Origin of the sequence: Kitasatospora sp. NPDC086791 (assembly GCF_040685975.1) — a bacterium.
Classification (GTDB): domain Bacteria; phylum Actinomycetota; class Actinomycetes; order Streptomycetales; family Streptomycetaceae; genus Kitasatospora.
Map to the genome: position 1 here is coordinate 76,652 of NZ_JBFBOC010000003.1, position 15,562 is coordinate 92,213.

Here is a 15,562-nt window from a genome sequence, read left to right on the forward strand (position 1 = left end):
GTCACGACGTCCCGGGCACCGCCGGACCGGCCGTCGCGCCCGGCGTCGTCGGCGACCCGGACGAGGTCGCCGTCGGGCTGGGCGGGGGTGTCACCGGGGGCGTCGTGGGGCTGGTCGGCACCGGCTTCGTCGACGGCTGCCCGGTCGGCTGGGGCTGCGGCGCCGGCGGCTGGGACGGCCCCGGTGCGGACGGCTGCGGCTGCTGCGGGGACGGCGACCCGGTCGCCCCCGGCGAGGAGCTGGGCCGCCGCGACGGCGTCGCGCTCGGCGAGCGCGACGCGCTGCCGCTCGCGGTCGGTTCCGGGCTGCCGCTCTGCCCCGTCGGGCTGCCCGACGCCGTGGCGGCCGGGCCCGGGGAGGTACTGGCGGAGGGCTGCGGGAACGGCGCGTCCTGGCTGCCGCCCTCGTCCAGCCGGCCGCTGTGCGGGTCCTTCGGCCTGGGCTCGTCCGGCCCGGTGAGGCTCATCGCCACCGCCGTACCCAGCACCCCCATGGTCAGCACGACCGTGGAGACCACGGCGATGCGCCGCCGCCTGCTGGACTTCAGCCGGGCCGGCACCCGGGCCGCGATCTTGCGGATGACCGGCGCCCGGCTGGGCGGCGCGGACGCGGCGGGCAGCTGCCGCCCGTCGGTGCGCAGCAGGCCGAGCATCCGGCGCGCCGAGGCGACCCCGCGCTGCTCCCCCGCGGCCGCCCGCAGGGTGAGCGCGGTCTCCAGCTCCGCGACGGCCCGGGACGACTGCCGGAGGCAGATCGCGTGCACGCCCGACTCGTGGTGGAACCAGGCCTGGTCGCTCTCCGAGCCGGTCCGGCGGGCCGCCTCCAGGCCGAGCTCCAGCACCCGCTCCCAGGCGCCCCAGCGCAGCGCCAGCGCCAGCGCGGGCGCCGCCGCCCGGGCGAGCCGGACCACCGCCTCGTGCCGGCCGGCGGTCCGGTCGGCGAGCAGGACGCCGATCACCACCTCGGCCTCGGCGGCGATCTGTTCCAGCGTCACCGAGCTGTGCCCGACCCACCAGGCGAAGTGCTGGGCGGCGCCGTCCGCGCAGCCGAGGGCGGGCCAGTGCGGGACGAGCAGGTCGAGCGCGCCGGCGGTCAGCCGGTGGTGCCCGCCGATGGACACCATCAGTCCGGCGTCGGCGAGTTCGGCGAGGGCGGCCTCGCCGAGGCCGACGTCGATCAGCGCGGGCAGGTGCGGCGCGGCGGGGCACTCCCCGCCGAGCGCGACGGCCAGCCGCAGCACGGCCTGCGCGGGCTCGCTCAGGCCCTCGGCGAGCCGGACGGCGGGCGAGGCGGTCGCGGCGACCGAGGGCAGCGGGACGGTGCGGCGCAGCGCGTTCTCGCGGACCGCCGGGTCGGGGTCGTGGACGGGCCCGTCGACCGCGCCGAAGACGTCCATCCGGTCGTCCTCGGCGGCGACCAGCGCGTCCACCGCGACGTCCCGCTGGCGCAGCAGCGCGGCGGCCTGGACGAAGCGCAGCGGCAGTCCCTCGGACTCGAACCAGAGGTCCACCGCCCAGGCCTTCTCGGCGACGTCCAGCGGCCGCCCGGCCAGCCGGGCGGTGAGGGCGAGGCAGGCGGAGCGGGAGAGCCCGGCGACGAGGTGGTCCTGCATCCGGGAGCCGGGCGACAGCGGCGGGCTGTCCGGGGCGACCGAGACCAGGAAGGCGCATCCGGGGGCGGCGGCGAGCAGCCGCTCCAGTTCGACGTCGGACAGCTCGGCCGCGTCGACCACCACGACCGCGCCGACCTCGGCGAGGTGGCCGGCCAGTTGCCCGGGATCCGGGCGGTAGCCGGGGGCCTGGTGGGTGGCCGCGAAGAGGTCCTGGAGCAGGTCGTCGACGGTGCGGCGGTGGCCGCAGAGCTGGACGACACCGCCGGGGGCGAGGTCGGCGGAGGCCTCGGCGACGGCCGACAGCAGCGCGCTGCGACCGGAGCCGGCCTGGCCGACCAGGCGTATCGAGCGGCCCTCGGCGAGCAGGCCGAGCAGTTCGGCGATGTCCGACTCGCGGTCCAGCAGCGGCAGGTCGGCGGGTCCGGCGCCGAGCGCGAGCGGGCCGACCGCGCGGCCGACGCCGCCGACCGGGCCGCGGGCGGGCTCGCTGCGCTCGATCCGGCGCGGGCGGGGCCGCCACTCGTCGGGGCAGGGCCGGGCCTCGGAGCCGTCCGGGGCGCCGACGCCCACCAGCAGGCCGCCGGAGACCAGTTCGCCGCCGCGGGTGCGGACGGCCTCCTGCCGGAACTCCCCGGATGGCTGTGCCACGTTCTGCTCCGCATCGTGCTCGGCCGCCGGCGCCCGCGCCGACCGGCTGACGTCCCGGTCGCGGCCTCGGGCGGTCCCAGGGCCGTCTTCTGACGGGCAGACTCTTGCACATCCGGGGCCGCCCGTGCAGGGCGGTCCGGGGCCGGGGGCCGTTCGGGAGCGCTGACCAGGCGCGTTACAGCACGATGCCGTGCGGCTCGACGACGACGCCGTCGACGGCCAGGATGCGGTGCAGCTTGGTGGCCACCAGCAGCCGCTGCAGCTGGGCCGGGACGGAGCGCAGCACCAGGCGGCGGCCGATCCGGCCGGCCCGCCGGTGGGTCCCCATGATCACGCCGAGGCCGGTGGCGTCCCAGAACTCCAGTCGGGCGAGGTCGAGCACGAGGTCGCCGAGGCCGCCGTCCACGGCCTGGTGCAGCAGGGCGCGCGCGTCGGCGGCGGTGCGCACGTCGAGGCGGCCTTCGATGGCCAGCGCCGTGTGGTCGCCGGTGATGCGCATGCTCTCCTCCTTCGCCTGGACGGCCTGGTGCGGGGTGGGGTCGCCCCGGCCGGACCGGGTGCGGGAGCGGGGTGGGTGTCCGGACGGGCCGAGGCCCCACGCCCGGACCCGGTCGGAATGCCGGGTTCCCTCATCTGACGGCGAAGCCGCTCCGCAGGTTGCTGCTTCCGGCCGGATCTGAAGCAACTTCACTCGTCCGAGGGAATATACGCAGGAAGTCTCCACACCTACGCTCGATTACCGCCCAAATCACCCGTCTGCGGCACCCGGCGTGAGGAAACTCACCCGGCCCGGCGGGGCGTGCGATGCTCCGATCGCACGCCCCGCCGGGCCGTTCGTCCCGGTCGGCTCACTTGCCTTCGTACGGGTAGAAGCCGCGGCCGCTCTTGCGGCCGAGGTCACCGGCGGTGACCATCCGGGCCATGATCTCCGGGGCGGCGAACTTCTCGTCCTTGGTCTCGGTGTAGATGTTGTGGGCGGCGTGCAGCAGGATGTCCACGCCGGTCAGGTCGGCGGTCTGCAGCGGGCCCATCGCGTGGCCGAAGCCCAGGCGGCAGGCGGTGTCGATGTCCTCGGCGGTGGCGACGCCCGACTCGTACAGCTTGGCGGCCTCGACGACCAGTGCGGTGATCAGGCGGGTGGTGACGAAACCGGCCACGTCGCGGTTGACCACCACGACCTCCTTGCCGACGCCCTCGGCGTAGGCGCGGACGGCGGCCAGCGTCTCGTCGCTGGTCTTGTAGCCGCGGACCAGCTCGACCAGCTTCATCATCGGGACCGGCGAGAAGAAGTGGACGCCGACGACCGACTCCGGGCGCTCGGTGGCGGCGGCGATCCGGGTGATCGGGATCGCGGAGGTGTTGGAGGCGAGGACTGCGCCGTCCTTGGCGAGCTTGTCCAACTCGCGGAACACGCCCTCCTTGACCTCCAACTGCTCGAACACGGCCTCGACCACGATGTCGGCCTCGGCGACGGCGCCCAGGTCGGTGGTGGTGGTGATCCGGCCCAGCGCGGCCTCGGCGTCCTCGGCGCTCAGCTTGCCCTTGGCGACGAACTTCTCGTACGAGGCGCGGATGCCCGCGAGGCCGCGCTGCAGCGCCTCCTCGGTGACGTCCCGCAGCACCACCGGGTGGCCGGCCTGCGCGGACACCTGGGCGATGCCGGCGCCCATCAGGCCGGCACCGATCACGGCGATCTGCTTGCTGGACGCATTGCTCATGGCTGGGTCTCCCGATGCCGTCGCCGCCCCGCGGGCGGGCCCTGAAGGCGACTCAGGCAGGGGTGACCGCCGTTGAGCCGCATCGCTCGATTCTCCTGCCGCGCTCGCGCCCGGCAGTCACTTCCGCGAAGCGCGCAGTTCCATGGTCCACTCGCTCCGCTCGCTCACGCGGACTCTAATGCCCAAGTGCTTCGCGCAATAGCAATCGAGAGTGTGATCTGCAACCGACCTGGTCAGCCGCCCAAGTAGCCGGTCGGAGGGTCGGACGGTCACATGGTCGGGCGGTCACATGGTCAGGCCGAGGTCCTGGGCCAGGATCGCCGCCTGCACCCGGCTGCGCAGCCGCAGCTTCGCCAGGATCCGGCTGACGTGCGTCTTGGTGGTCGCCTCCGCCATCGCCAGCCGGACCGCGATCTCGCTGTTGGACAGCCCCGCCCCGATGCAGGCCAGCACCTCCCGCTCACGGGCGGTCAGCCCGGCCACCGCCTCCCGTGCCTCCGGCCCGACCTGCCGCTCCGCACGGGCGAAGGCCCCGATCAGCCGCCTGGTCACCGAGGGCGCCAGCATGCCGTCCCCGCGCGCCACCGTCCGGATGCCCTCGACCAGGGTGTCCGCCTCCAGGTCCTTGAGCAGGAACCCGGCCGCCCCGGCCCGCATCGCGCCGTACACGTACTCGTCCAGGTCGAAGGTGGTCAGCACGAGCACCTGACCGGCCCCCGCCGCGACCACCTCGCGGGTCGCGGAGACGCCGTCCAGCCGGGGCATCTGCACGTCCATCAGCACCACGTCCGGCCGCAGCTCCAGCGCCAGCCGGACCGCCTCCTCGCCGTCGGCGGCCTGCCCGACCACCTCGAACCCCGGCTCGGCGCGCAGGATCATCACCAGCGCCGCCCGTACCGCAGCCTGGTCCTCCGCCACCAGCACCCGTATCGTCATGCCCGCCCCTCGCTTCCCCGCGCGTGCGGCAGCACCGCGCGCACGCTCCAGTACCCGTCCGCCGGTCCGGCCTCGAAGCTGCCGCCGAGCAGCCCGGCCCGCTCCGCCATGCCCACCAGGCCGGCCCGGGCGCCGGGTAGTCCGCGGCCCGGCCCGCCGCGGTACGGGCTGTCGACGGCGATCCGCAGCTCCCCCGGCCCGAACTCCAGCCGCAGCCGCACCAGTCCGGGCCCGGCGTGCTTGAGCGCGTTGGTCAGCGACTCCTGGACGATCCGGTACGCGGCCAGCCCGACCGGCACCGGGACGTCCCCCCGCTCGCCGTGCTCGGCCAGCTCGAAGTCCAGTCCGACGTCCCGGCCGGCCGCCCGGGCCTTGGTCAGCAGGGCGTCCACCGCGGCCAGGTCGGGCGCCGCGTACGACTCGTCGACCTCTCCGCCGCCGCTGTCCCGAAGCAGTCCGATCATCCGACGCATTTCGGCCAATCCCTGGACGCTGTTCTCCCGGATCACCGCCAACACCTCCACCAGCGGGTCGTCCGCGGGCAGGCTCCGGCGCTTGGCGACGGACTGCGCGCCGGTGGCGTGGATCGCGATCGCCGACAGGTGGTTGGCCACCACGTCGTGCAACTCCCGTGCCATCCGAGCCCGTTCCGCGCCGACCGCCTCGCGCCGGTCCATCTCCGAGAGCAGCGCGGTCTGTTCGGCCCGCAGCCGCTCGGTCTCCGCCTCCCGCCGGTGCTTGCGCACCACGTCACCGGTCCACATCGGCGCCAGGAAGACCAGCGAACTGACCACCGCGACCAGCAGCCCGGCCGCGGTGCCGCCGGCGTACCAGGCCAGGCAGGAGAGCACCAGCACGATCGACCCGCCGGTCAGGTGCAGCATCCGCGACATCCGGCCGCTGCCGTAGATCACCGCCGCGTACAGCAGATCGGTGTACATGATCAGGGTCGCCAGCAGGCTGCCGGCGAACAGGCTGGCCGCGAAGGCCAGCCCGCCGACCGACACCGCGAGCACCGGCCTGGTGCGCCGGCACAGCTCCAGCCCCGCCATCACCAGCATCGGCGGCACCACCGCCCACACCGGCACCCGGTCGGCGTTCTGGTACGCCCGGAAGACGATCAGCACGGTGCCGCCGAGCAGCCCGCACAGGGCGATCAGCCGGTCGAGCCGGCGCGGGGAGAGGGACGGAACGGGCACACCCCCATCCCACCATCCCCGGCGGCCCGTCCGGCTCCGGTCCGCGGAGGAGCCCGCTACATCGAAAGATGCAGACCCGGACGGCACCGCACGACGACGACACCGGCGCACCCGCGCACCAGGCTGGACCCACCGCCGAACGTCCTGGAGCAGAACGTGATCGTCACCCTCATCGTCGCGGCCGAGACCTCCTGGTGGATCGTGCTCGGTCTGGCCCTCTCCGCCCGCTACCTGCTGCGGTGGCGCCGCACCGGCACCGTGCTGCTGTTCGGCCTCCCGGCCGTCGACCTCGCCCTGTACGCGCTCGCCGTGCTCGACCTGCGCGGCGGCGCCGCGGCGGGCTGGACGCACGCGCTCGCCGCGAGCTACACCGGCTTCTCGGTCGGGTACGGCCCCTCGCTGGTCCGCTGGGCCGACGCGCACTTCCTGCACCGCTTCGGCGGCGGCCCCAAGCCGCTGCCGGCGCCGAAGTACGGCCCGGAGCGCACCCGGCACGAGTGGCGGATCGCCGGCCGCACCGTCGTCTCCGCCGCGATCACGCTCGCCCTGATCACCCTGCTCGTGCCGCTCTCCGCGGGCTCAGCGCACTACGGCACGTTCCTGCAGTGGTACCTCAAGCTGGGCGCCGCCGCCGTGATCAACGTGATCGTGGCCGGCTGCTACTCGCTGTGGCCCAAGGAGCCGCCGGCCGGCGTGCGGGTCGAGGACGGCCGGGTCGTCGAGCAGCGGGAACCCCTGGGTTCCCGGCCCACGGAGCGGGCCTAGCGGTTCTCGCCGGGCACCCAGAGCACGTCGCCGCGCTCCTTGTTGGCCACCCGGGCCAGGATGAACAGCAGGTCGGAGAGCCGGTTGAGGTACTTCGCGGTCAGCGGGTTGACGGTGTCCCCGTGCTCCGCGATCGCCGCCCAGGTCGAGCGCTCGGCCCGCCGCACCACCGTGCAGGCCAGGTGCAGGTGGGCCGCGCCGGGCGTGCCACCGGGCAGGATGAAGCTGCGCAGCTTCTCGACCTGCTCCAGGTAGTGGTCGCAGTCCCCCTCCAGCCGGTCGACGTAGGACTGCAGCACCCGCAGCGGCGGGTACTTCGGGTCCTCGACCACCGGGGTGGACAGGTCGGCGCCGACGTCGAACAGGTCGTTCTGCACCCGGACCAGCACCGCCGCCACGTCCTCGGACAGCTGCCCGACCGCGAGGGCCACCCCGATCGCCGCGTTCGCCTCGTTGGCGTCGGCGTAGGCGATCAGCCGCGGGTCGGTCTTGGTGGTCCGGCTCATGTCGCCGAGCGCGGTGGTGCCGTCGTCGCCGGTACGGGTGTAGATGCGCGTCAGATTGACCATGCGGCCACCCTAGCCCGCGACGTTAGGCGCCGTTAACCCCGCACAGTCGCTACGCGACGTTGACCTCCCCCACCCCGAGGGTCTCGTCGCTACGCGACGTTGACCTCCCCCAGCCTCCGGCCGGGGGTACCCCCACCCCGAGGGTCTCGTCGCTACGCGACGTTGACCCTCTGCCCGGGCGGGGCAGCCTCCAGCCAGGCCAGGAAGCCGGTCAGCGCGTCCTCGCTCATCGCCAGCTCCAGCGGCGCGCCGTTGTGCAGGCAGCGCAGCACCACCGAGCCGGAGAGCAGTGCCAGCTCCTCCTGGCCCTCCGGGTAGCGCCGGCCGAGCACCTCGATCTCCCGGCGCGGCAGCACCTTGCGCGGACGCGGGGCGTACGAGAAGACCCGGAACCACTCGATCGAGTCACCGCTGTACCGGCCGATACCAAAAACCCACCCCTTGCCGTCGGTCGGAGGGACCGGGGCCGAGGTGGGTTTGCCGTTCTCGTCGAGGTCGGGCTGCGTCGAGGCGTCGGCGGGCATTTTGAGCCGGTAACTGCAGTCGAACGTGCCGCCGACCCGCTGGATCAGGCGGCGACGGACGGCGAAGGCCATCAGGCCGATCACACCCAGCGCCACGACCACCGCACACACCACAAGCGCGAGGACCATGCTCACCTACCTCCTCGCTACCCGCGTTCCCCGTAGCGGTCGTATCAAGCGACCGCGCTGACCTACCAACTACGACGACAGTCCCGGGGTCACGCTCGCGCGTCCCCGGGACCGTCGGTCGACCCCGCTAAGCCGGGGTCCGGCACACTCAGGCGTGGGCCTTGAGGCCGCGCGCCGCGAACAGACGGACCTCGGCACGCCGCTCGGCGTGCGCGTCCAGGTCCGACTTGGCCTGCTCCAGTGCGCGCTCGGCACGCGCGACGTCGATCTCGTCCGCCAGCTCGGCGATCTCCGCGAGCAGAGACAGCTTGTTGTCGGCGAAGGAGATGAAGCCGCCGTGCACCGCGGCGATCACGGTGCCGCCGTCCACCGTGCGGATGGTGACCGGACCGGTCTCCAGCACGCTCAGCACCGGGGTGTGGCCCGGCATGATGCCGGTGTCACCGGAGGCCGTACGGGCGACGACGATGGTGGCCGCACCGGACCACACCTTGCGGTCGGCTGCGACCAGCTCGACGTGCAGCTCAGCCAACGTGGGCTCCTAGGCTCATGCAACGCCCGATTACTCGGGAGTTTCGGTAAGAATAACGGGCCCGCGCCTCCGGCATGAAACCGGCGGCACGGATTTGACCGGAATCACAGCCGATGCGACGCGAGGGGTGGGCCCCAGACTCGGGGGCCACCCCTCACGGTCACGATCGGCTGCTACCGGCCGCGATTACTTCTTCGCCAGCTCGGCGGCGTTCTTCTCGAGGTCCTCGATGCCACCGCACATGAAGAAGGCCTGCTCCGGGACGGAGTCGTACTTGCCGTCCGCGATCGAGTTGAAGGCCTCGATGGTCTCCGACAGCGGCACGGTCGAACCCTCGACACCGGTGAACTGCTTCGCCACGTAGGTGTTCTGCGAGAGGAAGCGCTCGATGCGACGGGCGCGGTGCACCGTGATCTTGTCCTCTTCGGACAGCTCGTCCATACCGAGGATGGCGATGATGTCCTGGAGGTCCTTGTACTTCTGCAGGATCCCCTTGATACGGACGGCCGTGTCGTAGTGGGTCTGCGCGATGTACCGCGGGTCGAGGATGCGGGACGTGGAGTCCAGCGGGTCGACGGCCGGGTAGATGCCCTTCTCCGAGATCGGGCGCGACAGAACGGTGGTCGCGTCCAGGTGGGCGAAGGTGGTGGCCGGGGCCGGGTCGGTCAGGTCGTCCGCGGGGACGTAGATCGCCTGCATCGAGGTGATCGAGTGACCGCGGGTCGAGGTGATGCGCTCCTGCAGGAGGCCCATCTCGTCGGCCAGGTTCGGCTGGTAGCCCACCGCGGAGGGCATGCGGCCGAGCAGGGTCGACACCTCGGAACCGGCCTGGGTGAACCGGAAGATGTTGTCGATGAAGAGGAGCACGTCCTGCTTCTCGACGTCACGGAAGTACTCCGCCATGGTCAGCGCGGACAGCGCGACGCGCAGACGGGTGCCCGGCGGCTCGTCCATCTGGCCGAAGACCAGCGCGGTCTTGTCCAGAACGCCCGAGTCGACCATCTCGTCGATGAGGTCGTTGCCCTCACGGGTGCGCTCGCCGACGCCGGCGAACACCGACACACCACCGAAGTTCTCGGCGACGCGGTAGATCATCTCCTGGATCAGAACGGTCTTGCCGACACCGGCACCACCGAACAGACCGATCTTGCCACCCTGGACGTACGGGGTGAGCAGGTCGATGACCTTGATGCCGGTCTCGAACATCTCGGTCTTGGACTCGAGGTCCTTGAACGCGGGGGCCTTGCGGTGGATCGGCCAGCGGACCTCGACCTGGGAGTCGAACTCCGCCTGGTCGACGTTCAGCACGTCACCGAGGGCGTTGAAGACCTTGCCCTTGGTGATCTGGCCGACCGGCACGGAGATCGCGGCACCGGTGTCGGTGACCTGCGAACCGCGGACCAGACCGTCGGTCGGCTGCATCGAGATGCCGCGGACCAGGCCATCGCCGAGGTGCTGGGCGACCTCCAGGGTCAGGGTCTTCTTGCCGGTGCCGTCGGGGTTGTCCACCTCGACGTGCAGGGCGTTGTACATGTTCGGAATCGCGTCGACGGGGAACTCCACGTCGACGACCGGGCCGATGACCCGCGCGACGCGGCCCGTCGCCGTGGTCGGCTCAACAGTGGTGGTCATACTCATTCGCTCCCGCGGCTCGCGTCAGCGAGCGCGTTGGCGCCACCGACGATCTCGCTGATTTCCTGGGTGATCTCGGCCTGGCGGGCCGAGTTGGCAAGCCGCGTGAGCGACTTGATGAGCTCGCCGGCGTTGTCCGTCGCGCTCTTCATCGCGCGGCGGCGGGCGGCGTGCTCGGAAGCGGCCGACTGCAGCAGCGCGTTGTAGATCCGGCTCTCGACGTACCGCGGCAGGAGCGCGTCCAGGACGCCCTCCGCCGACGGCTCGAAGTCGTACAGCGGGAAGATCTCCGACTTGGCCGGCGTCTGGTCGCTGAGCTGGACCTCGTCCAGCTTCAGCGGCAGCAGCCGCGCGTCCTTCGCGTCCTGCGTCAGCATGGACACGAACTCGGTCGAGACCACGTGGAGTTCGTCCACGCCACCGGTCTCGGCCGTGAAGGCCTCGATCAGCTCGGCCGCCACCGTCTTCGCGTCACCGTAGGTCGGCTTGTCCGAGAAGCCCGTCCACGAGTTCCCCACCGACAGGTTGCGGAAGGTGTAGTACGACAGACCCTTCCGACCGACGATGTAGCTCACGACGTCCTTGCCCTCGCCGCGCAGGCGCTCGGTGAGCGTCAGCGAGGCCTTGATGGCGTTGGACGAGTAACCGCCGGCCAGGCCGCGGTCCGCCGTGATCAGCAGGACGGCCGCGCGCTTGGCGTTCGGGTTCTCGGTGGTGAGCGGGTGCTTGGCGTTGGACCGGGTGGCCACCGCCGTCACCGCCCGGGTGAGCTCATCGGCGTACGGAGCGGAGGCCGCCACCGCGCGCTGCGCCTTGCCGATGCGCGCCGCGGAGATCATCTCCATCGCCTTGGTGATCTTCTTCGTCGCGGTGACAGAGCGGATCCGGCGCTTGTAGACCCGAAGCTGTGCTCCCATGGGTCGTTACGTCCTTTCCCTCGCTACCGGACTCAGGCCTGCTCGGAGAGCAGCTTGCCGTCGGCGGTCTGGTAACCCTGCTTGAAGGCCTCGATCGCGCCGGTCAGGGCGTCGACGGTGCCGTCGGCCAGCAGACCGGTCTCGACGATGCCCGCCAGCAGGTCCTTGTGCTGCAGGCGGACGTGGTCCAGGAACTCGCGCTCGAAGCGGCGGATCTCGGCGACCGGGACGTCGTCCAGCTTGCCGGTGGTGCCGGCCCAGATGGAGACGACCTGCTCCTCGACCGGGAACGGCTGGTACTGGCCCTGCTTCAGCAGCTCGACCATGCGCGCACCGCGCTCCAGCTGGGCCTTGGAGGCCGCGTCCAGGTCGGAACCGAAGCCGGCGAAGGCCTCCAGCTCACGGTACTGGGCGAGGTCCAGACGCAGACGGCCGGCGACCGAGCGCATGGCCTTGATCTGGGCGGAGCCACCGACGCGGGAGACCGAGATACCGACGTTCACGGCCGGGCGGATGCCGGCGTTGAACAGGTCGGACTCCAGGAAGCACTGGCCGTCGGTGATGGAGATGACGTTGGTCGGGATGTACGCCGAGACGTCGTTGGCCTTGGTCTCGATGATCGGCAGACCGGTCATCGAGCCGCCGCCGAGGGCGTCGTTCAGCTTGGCGCAGCGCTCCAGCAGGCGGGAGTGCAGGTAGAAGACGTCACCCGGGTAGGCCTCACGGCCCGGCGGGCGGCGCAGCAGCAGGGAGACGGAGCGGTAGGCCTCGGCCTGCTTCGACAGGTCGTCGAAGATGATCAGGACGTGCTTGCCGTCGTACATCCACTCCTGGCCGATGGCCGAACCGGTGTACGGGGCGAGGTACTTGAAGCCGGCCGGGTCGGAGGCGGGAGCAGCCACGATGGTGGTGTACTCCAGCGCGCCGGCCTCCTCCAGGGCGCCGCGGACGGACGCGATGGTGGAGCCCTTCTGGCCCACGGCGACGTAGATGCAGCGGACCTGCTTCTCCGGGTCGCCCGAGCGCCAGTTGTCGCGCTGGTTGATGATCGTGTCGACGGCCACCGCGGTCTTGCCGGTCTGGCGGTCACCGATGATCAGCTGGCGCTGGCCGCGGCCGATCGGGGTCATCGCGTCGATGGCCTTGATGCCGGTCTGCAGCGGCTGCTTGACCGACTTGCGGGCCATGACGCCGGGGGCCTGCAGCTCCAGGGCGCGGCGACCGCTGGCGGCGATGTCGCCGAGGCCGTCGATCGGGTTGCCCAGCGGGTCCACGACGCGGCCGAGGTAGCCGTCGCCGACCGGAACCGAGAGGACCTCGCCGGTGCGGCGCACGGTCTGGCCCTCTTCGATGCCGCCGAACTCACCGAGGACGACGACACCGATCTCGCGGGTGTCGAGGTTCAGCGCGAGGCCGAGCGTGCCGTCCTCGAACTTCAGCAGCTCGTTCGCCATGACCGAGGGCAGGCCCTCGACATGCGCGATACCGTCCGCCGCGTCAGTGACCGTGCCGACCTCTTCCACAGAAGCGGCGTCCGGCTGGTACGACTGGACAAAGTCGGCCAGCGCGTCCCGGATCTCCTCCGGACGGATCGTAAGCTCCGCCATCAGGCTTCCCTGCTCTCCTAGTTTGCGATCCTCGGCCCGCCATTGAGGGCCGCAAGTATTCGACTCTCGGCCGGGTCTTCCGAACCGGCCGTACGATGTGCCGGCTCCTTGGGGAGCCGGTTTCCCGACCGAGGGTCGGATGTGCTGCTTCGGTGCTCAGCCTTCGAGCGACTGGCGAGCGCCCTCCAGGCGGCTCGACACGGTGCCGTTGATGATCTCGTCGCCGATCTGCACCCGGACTCCGCCGACGACCTCGGGGTCGACGTCGATGTTCAGGTGGACCTGGCGGCCGTACATCCGGGCCAGAGCACCGGACAGGCGCTCCTTCTGGACGTCCGACAGCGGCACCGCGGTGGTGACCAGGGCCACCACGCGGCCACGACGCGCGGCGGCGAGCTTCGAGTAGGACTCGAGGCCCTGCTCCAGGCTACGGCCACGCGGCGCGTTGACGAGGGCGGTGACCAGCCGGACGGTGCCGGCGTTGGCGCGGCCGCCGAGCAGCTTCTTGATCAGCTCGGCCTTCGCGACGGCACCGGCCTTCGGCTCGGTCAGCGCGGCGCGCAGCTCGTGCGAGCCGCTCACCACCCGGCCGAAGCGGAAGAGCTCGTCCTCGACGTCGTCCAGGGCGCCCGTCCGGTCCGCGGCGATGATCTCGGCGTACGCGGCGAGCTGCTCGGTCGCGTCCACCAGGTCGCGCGCGCCCGACCAGCGGGAGCGGACCAGCCCGGAGACCAGGTCGACGGCCTCGCCGGAGACCTGGCCGGTCAGCAGCGAGGCGACCAGCTGGGCCTTGTCCTGGCCCGACCGGGACGGGTCGGTCAGGACTCGGCGCAGCGACACCTCACGGTCCAGCACGGCCGTGACGGCGGTGAGCTCCCCGGCCAGCTTGGCCGCGTCCACCGAGGTGGAGTCGGTCAGGCTCTCCAGGTTCTCCCGGCCGGCGGCGAGCGCCTCGCGGCTGGCGCCGATCACTTGGCCGCGCCCTGAGCAACGGCGGCCTTGGCCTCCAGCTCATCCAGGAAGCGGTCGATCACACCGCTCTGCCGGGCGTGGTCCTCCAGGGACTCACCCACGATGCGGGACGCCAGCTGGGTGGCCAGCGAGCCCACGTCCTGGCGCAGGGCGGCAGTCGCCTGCTTCTTGTCAGCCTCGATCTGGGCGTGACCGGCGGCGACGATGGCCTCGCGCTGACGCTGGCCCTCCTCGCGCATCTCCGCGAGCTGGGCGGCACCCTGCTCACGAGCCTGCTCGACGATGCGAGCGGCCTCGTGGCGCGCCTCGGCAAGCTCGGCACGGTACTGCTCAAGTACGGCCTGGGCCTCGGCCTGAGTGGCCTCGGCGCGCTCCATGCCGCCCTCGATGGCGTCCCGGCGCTCCGACAGCACCTTCTCGATGCTGGGAAGAAGCTTCTTGCCGAGCAGACCGAAGACGATGAAGAAGCAGAGCAGGCCGATGATGATCTCGGGCCAGTTGGGGAGGAGAGGGTTCATCTTCTCCTCGGCCGCGAGCTGAGCCACGATGCTCATATCTGGACCTTCCTCGAAAGGGTCTGCGGCAGGATTACTTGTTGCCGAAGACGAACGGCATGACGATGCCGATGAGGGCGAGCGCCTCGGTCAGCGCGAAACCGATGAACATGTTGGAACGGATGAGGCCGGCAGCCTCGGGCTGACGGGCCATCGCCTGGACACCGTTGCCGAAGATCAGGCCGACGCCGATGCCGGGGCCGATGGCGGCGAGGCCGTAGCCGATGGAGGCGACGGAACCGTAGACAGTGCCCTCAGCGAGGATGCTCATTGACGTTGTCCTTTGCAGGGTGGTGAACCGGTGGTGATTGGCCACCGGGCGATCCGGGAGGTTGGTTCAGGTGGGGCCGAGGCCCCCTGGCTCAGTGCGACTCTTCGAGGGCACCGGCGATGTAGCTGCTGGCCAGCATCACGAAGATGTAGGCCTGCAGGAACTGGACCAGCAGCTCGAAGGCGGTCAGCGCGACGGCGACGACGAACGAGGCCGAGCCGTACAGCGCGCCCAGGGTCGGGCTGAGCAGGTACCAGGAGGCGATGGAGAACATCACGATCAGCAGGTGGCCGGCGAACATGTTCGCGAAGGCTCGGACCGCGAGCGTGAAGGGGCGCACGAAGATGTTCGAGAAGAACTCGATCGGCACCAGGATGAACATGACCCAGCCGGGGATGCCCGAGGGCCAGCAGAGGTTCTTGAAGCCGCCGACGAAGCCGTGCTTCTTGAAGGTCAGCGTCATGTAGGTGACCCACACGACCGCCGCGAGGCCGGCCGGGAAGGCGATCGCCGCCGTCACCGGGAACTGCGCGAACGGAATGACCGACATGATGTTCATCAACCAGATGAAGAAGAACATCGAGACCAGCATCGGGACGTACTTCTCGCCCTTCTTGCCGATCGTCTCCAGCACGATGGAGCGCTTGACGAAGTCGTAGCCGATCTCACCGACCAGCTGCAGCTTGCCGGGGACCAGGCGCGGCTTGGCGAAGGCGGCCCAGAAGAAGACGACCACCAGCACCGCGACGACCATCGACAGCAGCATCGGCTTGTTGAAGTAGAAGCTGCCGATGGTGAAGATCGGCTTGAAGTCGAATTCGTTCAGACCCGGGGCCGGGAAGCCGCAGCCAGCGTCCCCGAAGTGGCAACTGCCTGAGGCGAGGGACGTGAGTTCAGCACTCACCACGGACTCCTTCGTCGTGACGCATGGATACGGCAACCTCGGTGTGTCGGCGTGGCCTGCGGCCACGGAGCGG

Annotated in this window: 16 protein-coding genes; 1 reads left to right on the forward strand and 15 read right to left on the reverse strand. The window is 71.3% G+C overall.

Going from position 1 to position 15,562, the window contains the following annotated elements; translation table 11 throughout:
- Window position 1: 1 nt before the first annotated feature.
- The 5 genes from AB0Q99_RS07355 to AB0Q99_RS07375 form a co-directional block, all read right to left on the reverse strand.
- Complete coding sequence (locus AB0Q99_RS07355; protein WP_363569344.1) at window positions 2-2,260, reverse strand: ATP-binding protein; 2,259 nt, start codon at window positions 2,258-2,260, stop codon at window positions 2-4.
- A 175-nt stretch (window positions 2,261-2,435) separates the two neighbouring features.
- On the reverse strand, window positions 2,436-2,759 hold the full coding sequence (locus AB0Q99_RS07360) for an STAS domain-containing protein (RefSeq protein WP_363569345.1): 324 nt from the start codon (window positions 2,757-2,759) through the stop codon (window positions 2,436-2,438).
- Window positions 2,760-3,108: 349 nt separating this feature from the next.
- Complete coding sequence (locus AB0Q99_RS07365; protein WP_363569346.1) at window positions 3,109-3,978, reverse strand: 3-hydroxyacyl-CoA dehydrogenase family protein; 870 nt, start codon at window positions 3,976-3,978, stop codon at window positions 3,109-3,111.
- A 285-nt stretch (window positions 3,979-4,263) separates the two neighbouring features.
- Window positions 4,264-4,914 (reverse strand): response regulator transcription factor, encoded by a 651-nt coding sequence (locus AB0Q99_RS07370; protein ID WP_363569347.1) that lies wholly within the window; start codon window positions 4,912-4,914, stop codon window positions 4,264-4,266.
- Entirely contained in the window at window positions 4,911-6,113 is a 1,203-nt protein-coding gene (locus tag AB0Q99_RS07375; RefSeq protein WP_363569348.1) for a histidine kinase, read from the reverse strand. Before AB0Q99_RS07375 ends, AB0Q99_RS07370 begins: the two co-directional genes overlap by 4 nt.
- 156 nt (window positions 6,114-6,269) lie before the next feature.
- On the opposite strand from AB0Q99_RS07375, the gene AB0Q99_RS07380 reads away from it, so the two are divergent.
- Window positions 6,270-6,878, forward strand: coding sequence for a hypothetical protein (locus AB0Q99_RS07380; RefSeq protein WP_363569349.1), 609 nt, complete (start codon window positions 6,270-6,272; stop codon window positions 6,876-6,878).
- Here AB0Q99_RS07380 and AB0Q99_RS07385 read toward each other — a convergent pair.
- From AB0Q99_RS07385 to atpB, 10 genes are all read right to left on the reverse strand, one after another.
- On the reverse strand, window positions 6,875-7,447 hold the full coding sequence (locus AB0Q99_RS07385) for a cob(I)yrinic acid a,c-diamide adenosyltransferase (protein ID WP_363569350.1): 573 nt from the start codon (window positions 7,445-7,447) through the stop codon (window positions 6,875-6,877). The two genes, AB0Q99_RS07380 and AB0Q99_RS07385, sit on opposite strands and share 4 nt — an antisense overlap.
- 152 nt (window positions 7,448-7,599) lie before the next feature.
- Complete coding sequence (locus tag AB0Q99_RS07390; protein ID WP_363569351.1) at window positions 7,600-8,100, reverse strand: DUF2550 domain-containing protein; 501 nt, start codon at window positions 8,098-8,100, stop codon at window positions 7,600-7,602.
- A 148-nt stretch (window positions 8,101-8,248) separates the two neighbouring features.
- Window positions 8,249-8,632 (reverse strand): F0F1 ATP synthase subunit epsilon, encoded by a 384-nt coding sequence (locus AB0Q99_RS07395; RefSeq protein WP_030282045.1) that lies wholly within the window; start codon window positions 8,630-8,632, stop codon window positions 8,249-8,251.
- A 186-nt stretch (window positions 8,633-8,818) separates the two neighbouring features.
- Entirely contained in the window at window positions 8,819-10,264 is a 1,446-nt protein-coding gene (gene atpD, locus AB0Q99_RS07400; protein ID WP_363569352.1) for a F0F1 ATP synthase subunit beta, read from the reverse strand.
- 2 nt (window positions 10,265-10,266) lie between these two features.
- Window positions 10,267-11,181 carry a F0F1 ATP synthase subunit gamma gene (locus AB0Q99_RS07405; protein WP_363569353.1) on the reverse strand — a complete coding sequence of 305 codons (915 nt, stop codon included), beginning with the start codon at window positions 11,179-11,181 and terminating at the stop codon, window positions 10,267-10,269.
- Window positions 11,182-11,213: 32 nt separating this feature from the next.
- The gene (gene atpA, locus AB0Q99_RS07410) at window positions 11,214-12,788 is read right to left on the reverse strand and encodes a F0F1 ATP synthase subunit alpha (RefSeq protein WP_360254007.1); all 1,575 of its coding nucleotides are present in this window, start codon (window positions 12,786-12,788) and stop codon (window positions 11,214-11,216) included.
- Between the two features lie 156 nt (window positions 12,789-12,944).
- Window positions 12,945-13,760, reverse strand: coding sequence for a F0F1 ATP synthase subunit delta (locus AB0Q99_RS07415; protein WP_363569354.1), 816 nt, complete (start codon window positions 13,758-13,760; stop codon window positions 12,945-12,947).
- Window positions 13,757-14,314 carry a F0F1 ATP synthase subunit B gene (locus AB0Q99_RS07420; RefSeq protein WP_363569355.1) on the reverse strand — a complete coding sequence of 186 codons (558 nt, stop codon included), beginning with the start codon at window positions 14,312-14,314 and terminating at the stop codon, window positions 13,757-13,759. Before AB0Q99_RS07420 ends, AB0Q99_RS07415 begins: the two co-directional genes overlap by 4 nt.
- A 34-nt stretch (window positions 14,315-14,348) precedes the next feature.
- Window positions 14,349-14,585: an ATP synthase F0 subunit C gene (gene atpE / locus AB0Q99_RS07425; protein ID WP_030282059.1), complete on the reverse strand. Its 237-nt coding sequence runs from the start codon at window positions 14,583-14,585 to the stop codon at window positions 14,349-14,351.
- A gap of 91 nt (window positions 14,586-14,676) precedes the next feature.
- On the reverse strand, window positions 14,677-15,489 hold the full coding sequence (atpB, locus tag AB0Q99_RS07430) for a F0F1 ATP synthase subunit A (RefSeq protein ID WP_363569356.1): 813 nt from the start codon (window positions 15,487-15,489) through the stop codon (window positions 14,677-14,679).
- Window positions 15,490-15,562: the final 73 nt, after the last annotated feature.